Source organism: Sphingopyxis sp. SE2, assembly GCF_032227185.1.
Taxonomy (GTDB): Bacteria; Pseudomonadota; Alphaproteobacteria; order Sphingomonadales; family Sphingomonadaceae; genus Sphingopyxis.
In genome coordinates this window covers 1,957,075-1,975,186 of record NZ_JAPMXW010000001.1, presented here as the reverse complement: position 1 = coordinate 1,975,186, position 18,112 = coordinate 1,957,075, and the positions used below count along the sequence as shown (strand labels likewise).

Annotated in this window: 18 protein-coding genes; 13 read left to right on the top strand and 5 right to left on the bottom strand. The window is 66.0% G+C overall.

From position 1 onward, the window contains the following. Positions 1-4: 4 nt before the first annotated feature. Positions 5-739, bottom strand: coding sequence for an AraC family transcriptional regulator (locus OVY29_RS09425; protein ID WP_313911196.1), 735 nt, complete (start codon positions 737-739; stop codon positions 5-7). A 54-nt stretch (positions 740-793) separates the two neighbouring features. Next, positions 794-1,225, bottom strand: a complete 432-nt coding sequence (locus OVY29_RS09420) for a nuclear transport factor 2 family protein (RefSeq protein WP_037556425.1) — start codon at positions 1,223-1,225, stop codon at positions 794-796. A gap of 125 nt (positions 1,226-1,350) precedes the next feature. Here OVY29_RS09420 and purT point away from each other — a divergent pair, with 125 nt between their 5' ends. From purT to OVY29_RS09405, 3 genes are all read left to right on the top strand, one after another. After that, on the top strand, positions 1,351-2,529 hold the full coding sequence (gene purT / locus OVY29_RS09415) for a formate-dependent phosphoribosylglycinamide formyltransferase (protein ID WP_037556426.1): 1,179 nt from the start codon (positions 1,351-1,353) through the stop codon (positions 2,527-2,529). 103 nt (positions 2,530-2,632) lie between these two features. Next, positions 2,633-3,181 (top strand): hypothetical protein, encoded by a 549-nt coding sequence (locus tag OVY29_RS09410; RefSeq protein WP_052182351.1) that lies wholly within the window; start codon positions 2,633-2,635, stop codon positions 3,179-3,181. A gap of 27 nt (positions 3,182-3,208) precedes the next feature. Further along, a complete protein-coding gene (locus OVY29_RS09405) occupies positions 3,209-3,565 on the top strand; it encodes a hypothetical protein (RefSeq protein WP_037556427.1) in 357 nt (118 codons plus the stop codon). A gap of 35 nt (positions 3,566-3,600) precedes the next feature. Here OVY29_RS09405 and OVY29_RS09400 read toward each other — a convergent pair whose 3' ends face one another. Further along, positions 3,601-4,071: a DUF3237 domain-containing protein gene (locus OVY29_RS09400; protein WP_037556428.1), complete on the bottom strand. Its 471-nt coding sequence runs from the start codon at positions 4,069-4,071 to the stop codon at positions 3,601-3,603. A gap of 62 nt (positions 4,072-4,133) precedes the next feature. Next, positions 4,134-6,320 (bottom strand): TonB-dependent receptor, encoded by a 2,187-nt coding sequence (locus OVY29_RS09395; protein ID WP_313911195.1) that lies wholly within the window; start codon positions 6,318-6,320, stop codon positions 4,134-4,136. A gap of 167 nt (positions 6,321-6,487) precedes the next feature. On the opposite strand from OVY29_RS09395, the gene OVY29_RS09390 reads away from it, so the two are divergent. From OVY29_RS09390 to OVY29_RS09345, 10 genes are all read left to right on the top strand, one after another. After that, positions 6,488-7,858, top strand: a complete 1,371-nt coding sequence (locus OVY29_RS09390) for an MFS transporter (RefSeq protein ID WP_313911194.1) — start codon at positions 6,488-6,490, stop codon at positions 7,856-7,858. Positions 7,859-7,943: 85 nt separating this feature from the next. Continuing rightward, complete coding sequence (locus OVY29_RS09385; RefSeq protein WP_161786556.1) at positions 7,944-8,081, top strand: hypothetical protein; 138 nt, start codon at positions 7,944-7,946, stop codon at positions 8,079-8,081. Positions 8,082-8,090: 9 nt separating this feature from the next. Continuing rightward, a complete protein-coding gene (gene kdpF / locus OVY29_RS09380) occupies positions 8,091-8,180 on the top strand; it encodes a K(+)-transporting ATPase subunit F (protein WP_037556432.1) in 90 nt (29 codons plus the stop codon). Between the two features lie 12 nt (positions 8,181-8,192). Then, positions 8,193-9,896 carry a potassium-transporting ATPase subunit KdpA gene (kdpA, locus tag OVY29_RS09375; RefSeq protein ID WP_313911193.1) on the top strand — a complete coding sequence of 568 codons (1,704 nt, stop codon included), beginning with the start codon at positions 8,193-8,195 and terminating at the stop codon, positions 9,894-9,896. A gap of 12 nt (positions 9,897-9,908) precedes the next feature. Next, positions 9,909-11,942, top strand: coding sequence for a potassium-transporting ATPase subunit KdpB (gene kdpB, locus OVY29_RS09370; RefSeq protein WP_037556434.1), 2,034 nt, complete (start codon positions 9,909-9,911; stop codon positions 11,940-11,942). Positions 11,943-11,952: 10 nt separating this feature from the next. After that, on the top strand, positions 11,953-12,543 hold the full coding sequence (gene kdpC, locus OVY29_RS09365; protein ID WP_037556435.1) for a potassium-transporting ATPase subunit KdpC: 591 nt from the start codon (positions 11,953-11,955) through the stop codon (positions 12,541-12,543). Beyond that, positions 12,540-15,209 (top strand): sensor histidine kinase, encoded by a 2,670-nt coding sequence (locus OVY29_RS09360; RefSeq protein WP_037556436.1) that lies wholly within the window; start codon positions 12,540-12,542, stop codon positions 15,207-15,209. Before kdpC ends, OVY29_RS09360 begins: the two co-directional genes overlap by 4 nt. Further along, positions 15,206-15,931, top strand: coding sequence for a response regulator (locus OVY29_RS09355; RefSeq protein ID WP_037556437.1), 726 nt, complete (start codon positions 15,206-15,208; stop codon positions 15,929-15,931). Before OVY29_RS09360 ends, OVY29_RS09355 begins: the two co-directional genes overlap by 4 nt. A 75-nt stretch (positions 15,932-16,006) precedes the next feature. Next, a complete protein-coding gene (locus tag OVY29_RS09350; protein ID WP_161786557.1) occupies positions 16,007-16,165 on the top strand; it encodes a hypothetical protein in 159 nt (52 codons plus the stop codon). A 110-nt stretch (positions 16,166-16,275) separates the two neighbouring features. Beyond that, complete coding sequence (locus OVY29_RS09345) at positions 16,276-16,632, top strand: hypothetical protein (protein WP_313911192.1); 357 nt, start codon at positions 16,276-16,278, stop codon at positions 16,630-16,632. Positions 16,633-16,662: 30 nt separating this feature from the next. Here the strand turns inward: OVY29_RS09345 and OVY29_RS09340 are convergent, their stop codons facing one another. Next, entirely contained in the window at positions 16,663-18,030 is a 1,368-nt protein-coding gene (locus tag OVY29_RS09340) for an amidohydrolase family protein (protein ID WP_037556438.1), read from the bottom strand. Positions 18,031-18,112 lie beyond the last annotated feature (82 nt).

Below are 18,112 nucleotides of genomic sequence, written 5' to 3'. Positions count from 1 at the left end.
GCTATCACATAAGCGTCGCGGTGCGAAGCGCCTGATCGCGCGCGATGATGGGCGCGACGGCGAGCCCCGCGATCCCCTCGCTTGGCGTGAGGCCGAAGACATGGCGAAACACGCGCGACAGATGCGCGGTGTCGGCAAAACCGGCATCCATCGCGGCGGTACGGACGAGCGCGCCGCCCGCCATCTGCTGCGTCGCATGTTGCAGCGCCGACCACAGCTTGAACTCGCGAAAACCCTGTCCTGTCGACCGGCGGAAGGTGCGCAGCGCCTGCGTCCGTTCCATGCCGAGCCGCTGCGCCAACTCGTCCTGCGACATCCGCCACATCGGGTCGCCGTGGATCGCGCGAACCACCGCCGCCATGTCGGGGGGCAATGCCCGCTCGCGGGGCGGTGCGAGGCGGTCGCGCAACTCGGCGACCGCCGAGGCATCGCCGTCCAGCGCCTCACGCGCGACGCGTGCCAATGCGCCTTCGAGCGGTACAGCGAGCGGTGCGTCAAAGGGAAAGGCCAGCCCATTGAGGTAAAGGACGTCGGCGCCGCGCTCCGCGAGCGCGACGCCGTGGACGATGCCCGGCCGGACGAGCAGCAAATCGCCCTCGACCCAAAGGCCGCCGCGTTCGAGCCGGAGCGGCCCCGACCGGCCGGCGAGCACCGCCGTCACCAGATTGGCATGCGGCGCGAGCGCGCGCGTCCCCACCGGAAAACAGCTGGTGAGGAAAGGCGCCACCGGGTCAGGCATGGCGGCGATTATTCACCCGCCGGGGTCGGCGCGCAAGCATGGCGCTGACGCCATCTAGCGCACGATTCCCGCCCGCTCGAAGGCCGACTCCATCTGCGCGATATCGGGGTAGACATGCTTGCTCGCGACCTCGCCCTCGGCGTTGACCATGATCACGTCGAGCATGCCGACGTGGGCGACAAAGGCGGTGCCGCCCGGCATCGCGAGCGTCAGGACCATCGTCCAGTCGAAGGTCCAGTAATCGCGGCCGAAGATTCTTTTGCCCATCAGCATCGAGAAATCATAGGTCGCGAACAGATGCCCGCAATGTTCGCGCAGCGCCTCGCGTCCCTCGACCGGGGGCGATCCGTCGTGGAGCCGGAAAATGGTGTCGGCGGAGTGCAGCGACGCGATCAGGTCGGCGTCCTTCGTTTCCCAGCCGACATGATATCGGTCGAACAGTGCCTCGGTCGGCAGCGTGCGTTCCAGCTCGGCAATCGCGTTCATCGTCTTTCTCCTATGTCCGTCGCGATCCATTCTAATCCCGGGCCGGCCCGACTCGTTGAACAAACGTGCATTGCGCGGCGGCGCAATATCGGCTGTGGAGGCGCTTCAGATTCGGAGCTGCCCCCATGACCCCCACCGCAAAGATCCTTCTCCTCGGCTCGGGCGAACTCGGCCGCGAATTCGCGATTTCGGCGAAGCGCCTCGGTTGCCATGTCGTCGCGTGCGACAGCTACGCCGCAGCTCCCGCGATGCAGGTCGCCGACGAGTATGAGGTTTTTTCGATGCTCGACGGCGATGCGCTCCGCGCCGCGATCGAAAAGCACAAGCCCGATCATATCGTCCCCGAGGTCGAGGCGATCCGCACCGAGATTCTCGCCGAAGTCGAGGCCGAAGGCTTCCACGTCGTTCCCTCGGCGCGTGCGGCGCAGCTCACGATGAACCGCGACGCGATCCGCGATCTTGCGGCGAGCGAGCTCAAGCTCACCACCTCGACCTTCGAATATGCCGAAACGCGTGAGGAATTGCAGGCTGCGGCCGAGCGCATCGGCTTCCCGCTCGTCGTCAAACCCGTAATGTCCTCGTCGGGCAAGGGGCAGAGCATGGTGAAGGATGCCGCCGGGGTCGATGCGGCGTGGGACTATGCCGCCGCCGGGATGCGCGGCGACCGGCTGCGCGTGATCGCCGAGGCGTTCATCGATTTCGATTACGAAATCACGCTGCTCACCGTGCGGCACAAGGACGGCGTCGCCTTCTGCCCGCCGATCGGCCACCGGCAGGAACGCGGCGATTATCGCGAAAGCTGGCAGCCCGCGGCGATGTCGGACGCGGCGCTGGCGAGCGCGCAGGATATGGCGACCAAGGTGGTCGATGCGCTCGGCGGCCACGGCATCTTCGGGGTCGAATTTTTCGTGAAGGGCGACGCGGTGATCTTCTCCGAGCTCAGCCCGCGCCCGCACGACACGGGCATGGTGACGCTGATCTCGCAATCGCTCTCCGAATTCGACCTCCACGCGCGCGCGATTCTCGGCCTGCCGATCCGCGCGATCGCGGTTCCCGACGCGAGCGCCAGCGCCGTGCTCCTCGCCGACCGCGACGCGTCCGATTTCGCGATCACGGGGCTCGCCGACGCATTGACGCCACCGAATGCTGCAACCTCGGTCGATGTCCGCATCTTCGGCAAGCCGGTCACGCGACCCTGGCGCCGGATGGGCGTGGCGCTTGCCAAAGTGGCCGGCGGCACGGCCGGCGACGCGCGCGCCGCTGCCGTTGCCGCGGCGGAGAAATTGGCGATCGACTACCGCTAGCAAACGTCGGCTCGCCGTGTCCGTTGCACGGCCGGGCAATATCGCATTTGGTGTGCCGCGGCGCGATGCGGCACGGGCCATTCTTGTTCGACAGGAGTGTTTCATGCCCAAATTCTTCGGCCCTATCGCCGCGCTGTGCCTTGCGAGCGCGATCCCGATCGCCGCTCCCGCCGCGCAGGCGCAAGAGGCGGCGCCCGCCGCGTCGCTCGTCGCCGGCGCCAAAGTCTATGACCAGAATGGCGAAGAAGTCGGCCAGATCGCCAAAGTGTCGGGAGACAGGGTTGCGGTTTCGATCGACGGCAATGGACTGGTGGTCCCGAAGAAAGCCTTTGTGAAGGGCGCCAAGGGCCCGGCGCTCAAAGCACCCAAAGCGAAGATCGTCGCGGTGCTGAAGCAGGCCGAGGCCGATGCGGCGGCGGTCGACGGCGTGTTGAAGCCGGGCGCCGAAGTGCGGAGCGCCGATGGGGCCGCGGTGCTCGGCAAGGTCACGGCGATGGCGCCGCAGGGCGCGGTGCTGGCGACCAGCGAAGGCAATATCACCATGCCGCGCGCCGCCTTTTTCATGTCGAAGAAGGGATTGGCGGTGAAGGTCAATGAAGATCAGTTTCTGGCGGGGGTCAAGGCGGCGCGCGCGCAGAAGGAAGGTGGTTGATCAGCTTCCGTTTGGAAGGGGAATGCGATGGCACTCGAAGAGGAGCTTTACGACATCGAGCAAGGATTCTGGCTCGACGGGAAAGAGCATTTCCTGAACCATGTCGATGCCCGGTGTCTGCTCGCCTTTCCGCAAGCGGGAGAGATGCACGGCATGCATTCGCGCGAGGAGGTGGCGGCAACCGCCACCAACGCCAACCGTTGGCGTGACCTGAGGATGGGAAATCGCCTGTTTCTGAACAGTGGCGACGATTTTGCGATCATCAGCTACCGCGCGGATGTGACGCGTGCCGATGGTGAGCCCTATGCCGCGCTTATCAGTTCAGCCTATGTGCGGCGTCCCGATGGCTGGAAACTGGCATTGCATCAGCATTCGCCGATCTGAACCGGGAGCTCGCCAAAGCCCGGTCCCAAGCCCTGCTAAAGCAGCTCGAACACATCGTAGCGGACGGCTCCGCCGACGCTTGCACCCAGCCCGACCGCGACGATGTCGTTGAGCCAGGAATAGCGCTCATCGCCGGTTTCGAACATCGGGGTCGTGCGGAAATAAATTTCCTTGCGCTCGGCCGCCGTTTGCGGGCCGCCGCCTCGGGCATGCCGATGCGCCACCGACAGCGGCCGCAGCACGCCGCGATAGGAGACATAGATCAGCGCCCCGTCGTGCGTTTCGAAGGTGATCCGCGCGTCGAGGCGCAGCGTGTCCTTGTCGTCGATCGTCGCCCAGTCGCCGCCGCTCGGCATGACGCGGCCGCGCAGCCGTTCCCCCTCGACTTCGCCGCCGGTCAGCGCGGCGATCATGCGGCGGCCGAAATGCGCGGTCCCGATCTGCTGCTGCGGTTCGGTGAAAGCGGCGCGATAGGAGCAGAGGTAGCGGAATTCGGGCTGGTCCATCATCAATCCTTTCGTTGAACGGGGAGGGGGCGGCGGGGGAGGTCTCCCCGCCGCGCCGCGGATCAGATCTTGAATGCCATGGTGACGCCATAGGTTCGCGGCGGCGCATAGGGCGTCAGTATCTGGCGGTATGGGCCGAAATAGGTGACATAGGTCGGAACCAGCTCGTCGGTGAGGTTCTTGCCCCACAGTGAAAGCTCCCACCGTTCGTCGGGGCCCGCGATCGACAGGCGCGCGTCGAGGTTCTCGTGGCTCGGCCACAATTGTTGCGGGATGTTCGACGCTTCGAAAAAGGCGTCGTCGACCCAGCTGTAGTCGACCCGGAGCTTTGCCGACAAATCGCCGATCGGCGCCTCATATTGCCCGCCGATATTGAACTTGTTCTTCGGCGATCGGGGCAGGCGATTGCCCGTATAGGCTTGGCCGGGGATCGAATATTCGGTGAACTTCGCGTCGAGCCAGGCGTAGCTGCCGTCGAGTTGGAAGCCTTCGAACGGGCGCGCGAGCACTTCGACCTCGGCGCCCTTGATTTTCGCCTTCGCCGCGTTGCTGACGACGACGCAGCAGAGCGGGACGAGCTGCGACACCTGAAGATCCGAATAATCGGTCTGGAACAAAGCGACATTGAACCGCAGTCGCCGGTCGAACCATTCGGTCTTGGCACCGACCTCGTAACCCCAGGCGAATTCGGGGTCATAGGGGGTCGATGCGCCCTCCGCGGTGCCCGAAAGGCCCTGGAACCCCCCGCTCTTGTAACCGCGCGCCGCCGACGCATAGAGCAGCACGTCGTCGGTCGCTTTCCAGTTCAGCGCGAACCGCGGGGTGAAGGCTTTCCATTTCTGGCTCGCGGTGACGTCATAGCCGGCCGGCGTGCCGAGCGGCGGCGGCACGCCGGGACCGTCGTCGCCCTTGTAGCCCGCGAACCGGCCGCTCTTTTTCTCCCAGGTCATTCGCGCGCCCAAAGTGGCGGTCAGCGACGGGACGATCTCGTAGTCGAGCTGGCCGAAGATCGCGAAGCTGCGCGCGTTGACCGACTGCGGAAATATGCCGATGCCGCTGATCGCGGGCGTTGCGAAATCCTGGATCTGTCCCTGAATGCGGTCGGTGTCCTCCTTCAGGTAATATAGGCCCGTCTGACCGTTCAGCCGGCCGTCGAACGCATCGAACGCCAGCCGCAATTCCTGGCTGAACTGCTTGTTGTCTTCGTCGCCGAAATCGGTCGATTCGATCTGGTTCGGCGGGTTGACCGGATTGCTGAAAAAGGGCGTTTCGAACTGAAAATCGACCTTGCGGAGCGCGGTCAGCGAGGTGAGCGTGCCGAAGGGCAGGTCGAGGTTGATCTCGGCCGAATAGGACTGGATCGTCCGCTTGATCATGCCGTCGATATAGGCGTTCACCACGCGCGGATCGGGGTTGATGCCGACGCAGTGGACGCCGCCGTTGAAACTGGCGTCGCAATTATTGTGACGCGGATTGCCCTTCTGATCCTGCCGCGAGACGTCGGCGCGAAGTATGATATCGAGCGTGTCGGTCGGCGCCAGCCGCAAGGCGAGGCGTCCCGTCGTCAGATTGAGGTCATTGACGTCGTTCCCCGTCGTCTCGTTAAATTCGAAACCGTCGCGCTGTTTATGCGACAGTCCCGCCGACAGATAGATTTTATCGGTGAGCGCCATATTGCCGCGCGCGACGACGCCGACACGGTCGTAATTGCCGTACGTACCCTCGAAATGGAAGCTGTTGTCGGCCGATGGCTTGCGGCTGACGAACTGGATCAGCCCGCCGATGGCGTTTTTGCCGAACAATGTGCCTTGCGGACCGCGGAGCACCTCGACGCGTTCGAGGTCGAGGGCGTCGAGGTCGGGCGTGCTGCCGCGACCCGCATAGACGCCGTCGACGAAGACGACGACCGACGGGTCGCCGCCGGCGTTCTGGCTGATGCCCGGCGCGCTGCCGATGCCGCGCATCGCGAAATTCGTGTTGATGGGATCGACCGCGCTCGCGGCCAATCCGGGCGTACGGAGCGCGATGTCGGCCACGGTCTCGATATTGTTCGCGCGAAGCTGTTCCGAACCGAAGGCGGTGACCGATACCGGGACGTCCTGCAGCTTCTGCTCCTGCCGCTGGGCGGTGACGATGATATCGCCGTCGGCGCTCTCTTCGCTATCCTGTGCCGCGGCGATGGCGGGCATCGTCAGCAGGGCAATCCCTGCCAACAGCCGTGACGACGGGTTCAGTATTTTTCTGGCCATGAATCGCTCTCCCATTTGTTCAGGTTTGTTTTTTCGTTGTCGTGTTTGTGCGTTCCTGCTTGACTGTCTGCGCAAAATACTTAGTTAGCTAAGTATCTACTTCATATCGCAGCATGCCCCGCGGTGCAAGAGGGTGGCTGCGAACGGAGCGAAAGCCGGGAGAGGATATGGCGAGCGAGCGCGCGAGCGGCGATGCGGCCGGGCAGGCGAGTGCAGGGGAACGGGAACCGCCGCCCTGGCCGCGGCCGGCCTATAGCTGGTATGTCGTCGCGATATTGCTGCTGGCCTATACGCTGTCGTTTGTCGACCGGATGATCCTCAGCCTCCTGGTCGCACCGATCCGCGCGGCGCTCGATATCTCGGACACGCAGGTCAGCCTGCTGATCGGACTGGCCTTCGCGCTTTTCTATACGCTGCTCGGCTTGCCGCTCGCATGGATCGCCGACCGCTATAACCGCCGGAACCTCATCGTTGCGGGCATCGCGGTGTGGAGCGTGATGACCGCCGGCTGCGGCTTTGCGGGAAGCTATGCGTCGCTCTTCGCCGCGCGCATGGGCGTCGGCGTGGGCGAAGCGACGCTATCGCCCGCCGCTTATTCGATGCTCAGCGACTATTTTCCGCGCGACCGGCTGGCGCGCGCGATGGCGGTCTACTCGATCGGCGTGCCGCTGGGTTCGGGCGTGGCGATGATCCTCGGCTCCTTCGTGGTTCAGGCGGTGCTGGCCGCGCCGACGGTCGATGTCCCCTTCTACGGTCCGATGGATGCGTGGCGGTTGATCTTCGTCTGGGTGGCGGCGCCGGGAATATTGGTCGCGCTGCTCATGCTGACCGTGCGCGAACCTCTTCGTCGCGGGCGAGCGGCGGCTGCAATGATGCCGGATGCGTCGGCCGCCGGCGCGCCCGGTCTTGTCGCGCACATCGGCGGACAGCGGGCGGCGCTCGGCGCGCTGTTCGGCGGCATGTCGCTGATCGGCCTCGTCATGTATGGCGCGATCGCGTGGATACCGACCTTCTTCGCGCGCAGTTACGGCATGGAGGTGGCGCAAGCGGGCCTGTGGTTCGGCGTCATCATGGCGGTCGGCGGCGCCCTCGGGTTGATTGCGGGCGGCGCGCTCGCCGACCGGTTGTTCGCCAAGGGGGTGGGTGATGCGCATTTGCGCGTGATGCGCCTGTCGATCCTGCTCGGCGGCCCGCCCCTGGCAGCGATGGCGTTGATGCCCGATCCGGCGCTCGCGTTCGCGATGCTGGCGTTGGCCTTCCCGTGTCTGACGATGCACGGCGTGGGCGGCGTCGCCCTGCAGCTGATCACGCCGAACGAATATCGCGCGCGGATGACCGCGCTCTATTTCTTCGTCGTCAATCTGGTCGGCCTCGGCTTCGGTCCGATGCTGATGGCACTGCTCACCGACAATATTTTCCGGGACGAATCCGCACTGCGCTATTCGATCGCCATCGTCACGGCGGTCGCCTTGCCGCTCGCCGCAATCATCTTGACATGGGGCTTCAAGGGCTATGCGCGCGAACTGGCCCGGAGCTGACGCCTGTTTTCGCAAAATCATATGCAAACACTATGCGAGGGCTGATTTCACTCTCTCGAATTCAAACGCGCGCCTGAACTAATTGATGCTCCGCAGACGGCCCGTCACCTTTGTGGCGGGCGCTTTGCTGGAGCAAATCATGCAGGATATTCTCTGGATCGGCATCATCCTCGCGCTTCTGGCGGCAAGCCTCGGCTATGCGCGCCTTTGCGACGACGCGTGAGGTGACGCCATGACTCTCGACCTATGGCTCGCGGGCGCCACCGCGATCGGCCTTCTCGTCTATCTCGTCGCCGTGCTCGCACGGCCCGAACGCTTTTAGAGGGGGCGTGCCATGACCTTTCAGGGATGGCTTCTCATCATCGTCTTCGTGGGCCTTTTGCTCGCGATCACCAAGCCGATGGGCCGCTGGCTCTTCGCGCTCTATGACGGCCAGCGAACCCCGCTCCACCGCCTGCTGGGGCCGGTCGAGGCGGGCTTCTACCGCCTGGCGGGCATCGACCCGAACGAGGAGCAGGGGTGGCGCCGCTACGCGGTCCATATGCTGATCTTCAATTTCGCATTGCTGCTCTTCACCTATGCGGTGCTGCGCTTGCAGGGCGTGCTGCCGCTCAATCCGCTCGGTTATGAGGCAGTCGGCGCCGATGGCGCGTTCAACACCGCGATCAGCTTTACGACCAACACCAACTGGCAATGGTATGCGGGCGAGGCGACGCTGTCGAACCTCAGTCAGATGCTCGGGCTGACGATCCAGAATTTCCTGTCGGCGGCGACGGGCATCGCGCTCGCCTTTGCCTTCTTTCGCGGGTTCGCGCGGCGCAGCGCCGCGACGCTCGGCAATTTCTGGGCCGATGTCACGCGCGTGACGCTCTACCTGCTGCTGCCGATCTGTATCGTCTATGCGATCTTCCTGGTCGCGAACGGCGTACCGCAAACGCTCGCGGGTTCGGTCGAGGTGTCGACGCTCGAGGGCGTCAAGCAGACGCTCGCGCTCGGCCCCGTTGCGTCGCACGAAGCGATCAAGATGCTCGGCACGAACGGCGGCGGCTTCTTCAACGCCAACTCGGCGCATCCGTTCGAAAATCCGAACGCGGTCACGAACCTCGTCCAGATGCTTTCGATCTTCGCGATCGGTTTCGGCCTGACCTGGACCTTTGGCAGGGCGGTCGGCAACCAGCGTCAGGGCTGGGCGATCCTCGCCGCGATGCTCGTCATCTTCCTCGCGGGCGTCAGCGTCGTCTATTGGCAGGAAGCGGCGGGCAACCCCGTGCTCCACCAGCTCGGCGTCGCCGGCGGCAATATGGAGGGCAAGGAAGTCCGCTTCGGCATCGCCGCTTCGTCGCTGTTCGCCGCCGTCACCACCGCGGCCTCGTGCGGCGCGGTCAACGCGATGCACGACAGCTTCACCGCATTGGGCGGCATGATCCCGCTGTTCAACATGCAGCTTGGCGAAGTCGTCATCGGCGGCGTCGGCGCGGGCATCTATGGCTTCCTGCTCTTCGCGATCCTCGCGGTGTTCGTCGCGGGGCTGATGGTCGGGCGCACCCCCGAATATGTCGGCAAGAAAATCGAGGCGCGCGAGGTCAAGCTCGCGGTGCTTGCGATCGCGGTGCTGCCGCTGATCATTCTCGGCGGCACGGCGATCGCGTCGGTCACCGAGGCGGGCCTGGCGGGGCCGCTCAACAAAGGGCCACACGGCTTTTCGGAAATCCTCTATGGTTTCACGAGCGCGGTCGCGAACAACGGGTCGGCCTTTGCGGGCCTGACCGCGGGCGCGCCCTTCTACAACGGGATGCTCGGCGCCGCGATGTGGCTCGGCCGCTTCTTCATCATCATTCCCATGCTGGCGATCGCGGGCAGTCTGGCGGCGAAGAAATATACGCCGGCAACGGCGGGCAGCTTCCCGACCACCGGCCCGCTGTGGACGGGTCTGCTCGTCGGCATCGTGCTGATCGTCGGCGGCCTGACTTTCCTTCCCGGCCTCGCGCTCGGTCCGATCGCCGATCATCTCGCGATGATCCGCGGCCAGCTTTTCTAAGGATTAACGCATATGGCTCGGTCTGAAACCAGGTCGCTGTTCACGGCGGATCTGATCGTCCCGGCGATCGGCGATGCCTTTCGCAAACTCCATCCCCGGGAACTGATCCGCAACCCGGTGATGTTCACGACAGCGGTGATCGCCGCGCTGCTGACCGTCCTGCTTATGGTCGGGCAGGACGGTCTTGCGACCGGCTTCAAGCTCCAGCTCGTCATCTGGCTGTGGCTGACGGTGCTGTTCGGCACCTTTGCCGAGGCGCTCGCCGAGGGCCGCGGCAAGGCGCAGGCGGCATCGCTGCGCGCCACCAAGGCCGAACTGACCGCCAAGCGCCTGAAGGGCGAAGGCAAGGCGTATGAAAGCGTGCCGGCAAGCGCACTGCGGGTCGGCGAAATCGTGCTCGTCGAAACCGGCGACCTCATTCCGTCCGACGGTGAGGTGATCGCCGGCGTCGCGTCGGTCAACGAAGCGGCAATCACCGGCGAAAGCGCGCCGGTGATCCGCGAGGCGGGCGGTGACCGCAGCGCCGTGACGGCGGGCACGCGCGTCATCTCGGACGAAATTCGCGTGCGCGTGACCGTGGGACCGGGGCAGGGCTTTCTCGACCGCATGATCGCGCTCGTCGAAGGCGCCGAGCGGCAGAAGACGCCGAACGAAATCGCGCTGACGCTGCTGCTCGTCGGACTCACGATCATCTTCCTGATCGCGGTCGGTACCATCCCGGGCTTTGCGAGCTATGCAGGCGGCAGCATCCCCGTCGCGATCCTCGCGGCGCTGCTCATCACGCTGATCCCGACGACGATCGCGGCGCTGCTCTCGGCGATCGGCATCGCGGGCATGGACCGTCTCGTCCGCTTCAACGTCCTCGCCAAGTCGGGCCGCGCGGTCGAGGCGGCGGGCGACGTCGATGTGCTGCTGCTCGACAAGACCGGCACGATCACCGTCGGCGACCGGCAGGCGACCGAATTCCGGGCCGTCGGCGGTCACTCGGCGGCTGAGCTCGCCGAGGCGGCGCTGCTTGCGAGCCTCGCCGATGAAACGCCCGAGGGGCGCTCGATCGTCGTGCTGGCGCGCGAGAAATTTGACCGGACGGCGGACCTGCCGGCGGGCGCCGAGATCATCGCCTTCACCGCGCAGACCCGCATCTCGGGCATCCGGATCGGCGACAGCGTGATCCAGAAGGGCGCGGTCGACTCGATCCTGCGCGCCAACCCGGGCGCGGGCACGACCACCGCGGCGACCGAGCTTCGCCGCGTCACCGACGAGATCGCGCGCGCCGGCGGCACGCCGCTCGCGGTCGCGAAGGACGGCGAACTGCTCGGCGCGATCTTCCTCAAGGACATCGTCAAGGCAGGCATCCGCGAGCGTTTCGGCGAATTGCGCGCGATGGGCATCCGCACGGTGATGATCACCGGCGACAATCCGCTCACCGCTTCGGCGATCGCCGCCGAGGCGGGGGTCGACGATTTCCTCGCGCAGGCGACGCCCGAGGACAAGCTCGAACTGATCCGAAAGGAGCAGGAGGGCGGGCGGCTCGTCGCGATGTGCGGCGACGGCACCAACGACGCGCCCGCGCTCGCGCAGGCCGACGTCGGCGTTGCGATGAACACCGGCACGCAGGCGGCGCGCGAGGCGGGCAATATGGTCGACCTCGACAGCGATCCGACCAAGTTGATCGAAGTGGTCGGGCTCGGCAAGCAGCTGTTGATGACGCGCGGCGCGCTCACGACCTTCTCGGTCGCCAACGATGTCGCCAAATATTTCGCGATCATCCCGGCGATGTTCGTCGCGCTCTATCCGGGGCTCGGCGTGCTCAACATCATGGGGCTCGCGACGCCCGAAAGCGCGATTCTGTCGGCGATCATCTTCAACGCGCTGATCATCCCGCTGCTCGTGCCGCTGGCGCTCAGGGGCGTGACCTATCGTCCGATGGGTGCGGGGCCGCTGCTCGCGCGCAACCTTGCCATCTACGGGCTCGGCGGCCTCGCCGCGCCCTTCGTCGGCATCAAGCTCATCGACCTCGCCGTCGGCGGCCTGGGTCTGGTCTGAGGAGACCGAAATGAACAAGGATTTTATCAGCGCGCTGCGTCCGGCGCTTGTGATGACGCCGCTCTTCGCGGCGCTACTCGGCATCGCCTATCCGCTGGCCATCACCGGCATCGGGCAGGCGCTCTTCCCGAGCCAGGCCAACGGCAGCCTGGTGCGTGAGAATGGCAAGGTCATCGGGTCCGAACTCGCCGGACAGGCCTTTGCCTCCGAACGCTATTTCAGCACCCGCCCGTCGGCGGCGGGCGACGGCTATGACGGGCTTGCCTCGTCGGGTTCGAACCTCGGGCCGACGTCAGAATTGCTCGCCGATCGCGTGGCGGGCGATGTCGCAAGGCTTTCCGGAACCTCGCCGGGCCAACCCGTTCCTGCCGACCTGGTGACGACCTCCGCTTCGGGGCTCGACCCCCATATCAGCCCCGAAGCGGCTTTTTTCCAGGTCGACCGGGTGGCCGATGTCCGCGGCCTTGATCGGGCGGCCGTTCGAAGGCTTGTCGACCAGAGCGTGGAACAACCGCTGCTCGGCTTTCTCGGTGAACCGCGCATCAATGTGTTCAAGCTCAATCGACGACTCGATGCCTTTAAGGCTAAATCCTCCCCGTGATCGAAACCGACCGACCATCACCCGAGGCCTTTCTGCGTCAGGCGGCGCAGGAAGGCCGCGGCCGTCTCAAGGTCTTCCTCGGCGCCGCACCTGGCGTGGGCAAGACGTGGGAGATGCTGACCGGCGGCAGGCAGAAGCGCGAGGCCGGGGTCGACGTCGTGATCGGTGTGGTCGAAACGCATGGTCGCCGGGAAACCGGAGCGCTTGTCGAAGGGCAGGAAATCATTCCGCGTCGCGAGGTCGATCACCAAGGGCACAGCCTTCGCGAGATGGATATCGACGCGATCCTCGAACGGCGGCCGCAACTGGTCCTGGTCGACGAGCTTGCGCACACGAATGCTCCGGGCAGCCGGCACCCGAAACGCTATCAGGATGTCGAGGAATTGCTCGACGCCGGGATCGACGTCTATTCGACGCTCAACATCCAGCATGTCGAGAGCCTCAACGACGTCGTCGCTTCGTTCACGCGCGTCCGCGTGCGCGAGACGGTGCCCGACTCGATCCTCGAAAATGCCGAGATCGAGGTTGTCGACATCCCGCCCGACGAGCTGATCGAACGGCTGCGCGAGGGGAAAGTCTATATTCCGCAGGAAGCCACGCGCGCTCTTACGCACTTCTTTTCCAAATCGAATCTGACGGCACTGCGCGAACTCGCGCTTCGCCGCGCCGCACAAGCGGTCGATGCGCAGATGCTCGACCATGTGCGCAGCCATGCGCTGGCGGGCAGCTTCGCGGTCGGCGAGCGGATCGTCGTCGCGGTGAGCGAGCTTCCGGTCGCGACCGAACTTGTCCGCGCGGGGAAAAGGCTCGCCGATGCGCTGAAAGCGCCATGGAGCGCAGTCCATATCGAGACGCGGCGCAGCCACAGCATGTCCGACGAGGACCGCCGACAGCTCGCCGACACGCTTGCGCTCGCCTCGCGGCTCGGTGCCTCCACCGCGACCGTTCCCGCGGCCAGCGTGGTCGAAGGCCTGCATGCCTTCGCGCGCGATGCACGCGCGACCCAGATCGTCATCGGCAAATCGGCACGTTCCTGGTGGTTCGAGATGCGTCACGGCTCGGTCGTCGACCAGCTCGTGCGGACGATCGACGATGTGGCGGTGCACGTCCTGCCGGGCGAGCCCGACGCGCGCACGGCGCGACGTAGCGGAATCGGCGCGGCGGGGCGGTGGGGCGAGCCGGCGGATTATCTGTGGTCGTTGGCGATGGTCGCGGCGATAACCGCGCTCGGCCGCCTGCTCCGCGCCGCGCTCGATCTCGGCAATATCGCGCTGCTCTATCTGATCCCGGTGATGTTCGCCGCGGCGAGCTTCGGTCTGCGCGCCGGGCTGTTCGCGGGGCTCGCATCGAGCCTTGCCTATAATTTCTTCTTCCTGCCGCCGACCGGCACGCTCACCGTCAATAATCCCGAAAATGTCGTCAGCATATTGGTGTTGCTCGGCGTTGCCGTGGTCACCAGCCAGTTCGCCGCACGCGTGCGCGCCCAGGCCGATCTGGCGCAGTCGAGCGCGCGCCAGAATGCGGCGCTTGCCAGCTTTTCGCGCCAGCTCACTATCGCGCCCGATCAGGACGCGCTGATGCACGCGATCTGCGCCGAGGTCGGCCGGCTGCTCGACGTCCGTGCTGTGCTTCTCCTGCCTTCGCCCGACGGGCCGATGCTGCGCGCCGCGGTGCCGCCCGAGGACCGGCTCGAGCAGATCGAGCGCGCCGCGGCGCAATGGGCGATCGACAACGACCAGCCGGCCGGGCGCGGGTCGTCGACGCTAACCGCATCGGACTGGCTGTTCCATCCGCTTCGCACGACGCGCGGTGTGCTCGGCGTGCTCGGCCTGACCCGCGACGATGCCCGCGAACCCGTCCGCTCGGATCAGGTGCCGCTCCTGATGAGCTTGCTCGACCAGGCGTCGATCGCGCTCGACCGCATGGAACTCGAGGAAGCGTCGCTGCGAGCGCGGCAGATCGACGAGCGCGACCGGCTACGATCGGCGCTGCTCTCGTCGGTCAGCCACGACCTTCGAACGCCGCTGACGACGATCCTGTCGGCGGCGCAGGAGATGCAGCGCCAGCCCTCGCCGGGCCTCGCCGAAACGATCGAGGCTGAGGCGCGGCGGCTCAACCGCTTCGTCTCGAACCTCCTCGACATGGTGCGCGTCGAGGCGGGCGCGCTGCCGATGAAGGTCGAGGCGACCGACCTGTTCGATGCCGCCGCGAGCGCCGCGCACGACGCGCGCGCCTCGCTTGCCGGGCACGAGGTGAAGGTCGACATTCCATCCAATGTCCCGCTTGTCCGCGTCGATCCCGTGCTTCTGCACCATTGCCTTATCAATCTGCTCGACAATGCCGGGCGCTATGCCGATCCCGGCACGCCGATCCTCATCCGGGGCCAGCGGACGTCCGATGCGATCCTTCTTTCGGTCATCGACGAAGGCCCGGGCATCGCACCGGGGAACGAAAAGCGGGTGTTCGAGACCTTCACCCGGCTCGAGGGCAGCGACCGGGCGAAGCACGGCACGGGCCTCGGGCTCGCGATCGTCAAGGGCTTTGCCGAAGCGATGGGGCTCGCCGTCGAGGCGGGCAATAACGCGCAGCCGCACGGCGCCCGCTTCACGATCCAGATACCCGAGGCGCTGATCATCGCGCCGATGAGCGACAAGGAAATTCCATGAAAGTGCGTCACAAGGTCCTGGTCGTCGACGATGAGCTCCACATCCGGCGCCTCATCCACGCGGCGCTGGCTAGGAACGACTATGCGATCGTCGAGGCCGAGACCGCGCGCGGGGCACTGGAGCAGCTTCGCGCCGAGCGTCCCGACATCACCTTGCTCGATCTCGGGCTTCCCGATCGCGACGGGCTCGAACTGGTGCCGCTGTTCAAGCAGCAATCCGACACGACGCTGATCGTCGTGTCGGCGCGCGATGCGACCGATCAAAAGGTCGCCGCGCTCGATCTGGGCGCCGACGATTATCTCACCAAACCCTTCGATACCGACGAGCTGCTTGCGCGGGTCCGCGTTGCGCTGCGCAATCGCCTGACCCGCGACGGGGGCATGCTGGCGCTTGCCGTCGAGGATGTGACGATCGACCTCGTGGCGCGCACCGTGACGAAGGCGGGGAGGGAGGTTCATCTGACTCCGAAGGAATATGGCGTGCTCGCCCAGCTCGCGAAATTCCCGGGGCGGGTGATCACGCACAAACAGATCATGGCGGAGGTCTGGCCGCACGAGCATGAACATCATGTCGAATATCTGAGGGTGCTCGTGCGAACGCTGCGCCAGAAGCTCGAAACCGATCCGCAGCAACCGCGGATCATCAGCAACGAGCTTGGTATCGGGTATCGGCTGCGGCTCGGCAACGACGCGTTGGCGGAGGGTGGCGAACCGCCGCGCTGAAACATATGCAAACACTATGAGAGACGCTGCCGATCGCTCTCGAAATCAAATGTCGCGCCCACCTATCTTCGTCCGATGATGCAGGACGAGATCGAGGCGCAGCCGGGCGCGAGTGAACGGCGATTCCGTGACCGGGTGGTCGACTGGCTGGGCGCGCAGGGTGCGCTCTTGCTGACGGTCTATATGTGTGCGGCCGTGGCGGCGGTCGCATTCCTGCTGGACGCCGCGCGCTAGATTCTGACCGGATCGCCAATCCTATGCGATCTCAACGCCTATCCGCTTTTCCCGATCTCGATTTCCTATGCGGCCGTGCGTAATTGAGCGGCCTCCCGATGGAGGATCGAATGACGAAATGGCATGAAAGCGCCGCCGCCAATTTCGGCCTGCGCGCCGCAGGTCTCGCGCTGCTCGCCGTGGCCTGGCTGGTGGCGGTCAGACTCCACCAAATGTCCCATACGATTTCGCCGCGCGACGCGACCCCGCTGGTCATGTTGCTCTCGGCGATCCTCTTTCTCTGCGCGAGCGCGGGCGGCGCGTTGCTGTTTGTCGGACCCGGTCTTTGGGAAACCGTCGAGATTTCGGAGCGGTGGCGGCGTTTGCCCCCGCCCGGGTACAAAGCTGCCGAAGTTTTCGACGCTATCCCTCCCCGCGCTGCATCGCGCCCGGAGGACGGTGCATCGAGCCTTACAGTCGCATTTTAACCCCCGGTCGGTCCGACCCCGCTTGATGGGTCAATCCTCGTCGCCCAGCTCGCTCGGCGTCGGTGCAACATAATCGGTGCGCCGATATTCGCGGCCGCGCTTCACGGTCATCTCGATCCGTTCGATATTGTCGATGTCGGCCACCGGGTCGGCGGTCAGCACGACGAAGTTTGCGAGCTTGCCGGGCTCGATCGATCCCATATCCTCGTCCTGCCCGGCCGCCCGCGCGCCGACCAGCGTCGCCGAATGGATGGCGGCGAGCGGCGGCATGCCGACATCGTCCGTCAGATAGCGCAGCTCGGCATGCACCTCGGGCCAAGAGTTGCTCGCGGGGTTGACGAAGTCGGTGCCGGTCGCGATCGGAATGCCGGCGCGCCACGCCTGCTGCGTCAGGCGGATCGTTCGCGCGCCGCTGCACCGCAGCGGCTTCGCTTTTGGGTCGGCCTTGCGCGCCGCCTCGAACTTCACGAAGAGGCTGCCCGTCGCATCGAGGATCGTGCCCTGCTTCGCCATCGCCCTGTAAAGGCGCCCGACGACGGGGTCGTCGCCCGTCGGCGCGAGGCGCGTCTCGTCGACCGGCGTGCGATCCTCATAGGCCGCGAGCATCCGCGGCTGCGCCTCATAGCCCAGATAGCAGACATGGCTGACGACGTCGGCCCCAGCCGCGATGACCTCGGCGGGACGGGCGGGGAAGACCGCGCTGTGCGCCCAGATCATCATCTTCTGGCGGTGCGCCTCGGCGGTGATCGCCGCGACGCGCTCGGCGGGAAGGTCGGCATAGATTTTGATCGCCGTCGCCGACGTGCCGCGGGCCAGCGTCACCGCGGTGCGCAGATCGGTGTCCGCATCGATCGCCTGCATCCACGGCGCGGTTCCCGGCGCAAAGCCGCGGCTGACCGACAGGACGCGCGGGTCGGCGAAAAAGGGCGGGCCCGCCATCAGCGCGGCATAATAGATGTCGGGCGCGGCGATCTCGCCCACGAGCGAAGCGCGCGCCAGATCGCCCACCGCGCGCAGATCGTCGGCCATGTCGCGCACCGCGGTGACGCCGCCGTAAAGCTGGCGGCGCAGGATCGCCTCGGCGCGTTTCCGGTTGGGCGGCGTCGCGAGATGGACGTGGCTGTCGATCAACCCCGGAATGACGAAGCGCCCGGACAGGTCGACCCGCCGGGCCGCCCCGGCCCGCGACGCCAGCACATCATGCGCGCCGATCGCCACGATGCGCTCGCCCTCGACCAATATGTCCTGATCGGCGTGCGCCGCGTCGCCGGTGCCGTCGATGACCGTCGCGCCCGTATAGAGCGTGGCTTGCGGCGCGTCGGCGGCCGCCGCCGGGGATAGCGCGAGGCCGAGCGAGGCAAGCGCGGTGAGCAGGGTGAGGCGGCGGGAGCGGGGCATTGTCATGCGCAAGGCGCTAGCCGGGCGGTTTCGCGTCTGCAATCGCCGAAGCGAGGTCTCCCCGCCATCGACCCGGTGCCGT

Bases quoted from the DNA above. Each gene is read 5' to 3' on its own strand.
- OVY29_RS09425 (WP_313911196.1), bottom strand. From the start codon at position 739: ATGCCTGACCCGGTGGCGCCTTTCCTCACCAGCTGTTTTCCGGTGGGG.
- OVY29_RS09420 (WP_037556425.1), bottom strand. From the start codon at position 1,225: ATGAACGCGATTGCCGAGCTGGAACGCACGCTGCCGACCGAGGCACTG.
- purT (WP_037556426.1), top strand. From the start codon at position 1,351: ATGACCCCCACCGCAAAGATCCTTCTCCTCGGCTCGGGCGAACTCGGC.
- OVY29_RS09410 (WP_052182351.1), top strand. From the start codon at position 2,633: ATGCCCAAATTCTTCGGCCCTATCGCCGCGCTGTGCCTTGCGAGCGCG.
- OVY29_RS09405 (WP_037556427.1), top strand. From the start codon at position 3,209: ATGGCACTCGAAGAGGAGCTTTACGACATCGAGCAAGGATTCTGGCTC.
- OVY29_RS09400 (WP_037556428.1), bottom strand. From the start codon at position 4,071: ATGGACCAGCCCGAATTCCGCTACCTCTGCTCCTATCGCGCCGCTTTC.
- OVY29_RS09395 (WP_313911195.1), bottom strand. From the start codon at position 6,320: ATGGCCAGAAAAATACTGAACCCGTCGTCACGGCTGTTGGCAGGGATT.
- OVY29_RS09390 (WP_313911194.1), top strand. From the start codon at position 6,488: ATGGCGAGCGAGCGCGCGAGCGGCGATGCGGCCGGGCAGGCGAGTGCA.
- OVY29_RS09385 (WP_161786556.1), top strand. From the start codon at position 7,944: ATGCTCCGCAGACGGCCCGTCACCTTTGTGGCGGGCGCTTTGCTGGAG.
- kdpF (WP_037556432.1), top strand. From the start codon at position 8,091: ATGACTCTCGACCTATGGCTCGCGGGCGCCACCGCGATCGGCCTTCTC.
- kdpA (WP_313911193.1), top strand. From the start codon at position 8,193: ATGACCTTTCAGGGATGGCTTCTCATCATCGTCTTCGTGGGCCTTTTG.
- kdpB (WP_037556434.1), top strand. From the start codon at position 9,909: ATGGCTCGGTCTGAAACCAGGTCGCTGTTCACGGCGGATCTGATCGTC.
- kdpC (WP_037556435.1), top strand. From the start codon at position 11,953: ATGAACAAGGATTTTATCAGCGCGCTGCGTCCGGCGCTTGTGATGACG.
- OVY29_RS09355 (WP_037556437.1), top strand. From the start codon at position 15,206: ATGAAAGTGCGTCACAAGGTCCTGGTCGTCGACGATGAGCTCCACATC.
- OVY29_RS09350 (WP_161786557.1), top strand. From the start codon at position 16,007: ATGATGCAGGACGAGATCGAGGCGCAGCCGGGCGCGAGTGAACGGCGA.
- OVY29_RS09345 (WP_313911192.1), top strand. From the start codon at position 16,276: ATGACGAAATGGCATGAAAGCGCCGCCGCCAATTTCGGCCTGCGCGCC.
- OVY29_RS09340 (WP_037556438.1), bottom strand. From the start codon at position 18,030: ATGCCCCGCTCCCGCCGCCTCACCCTGCTCACCGCGCTTGCCTCGCTC.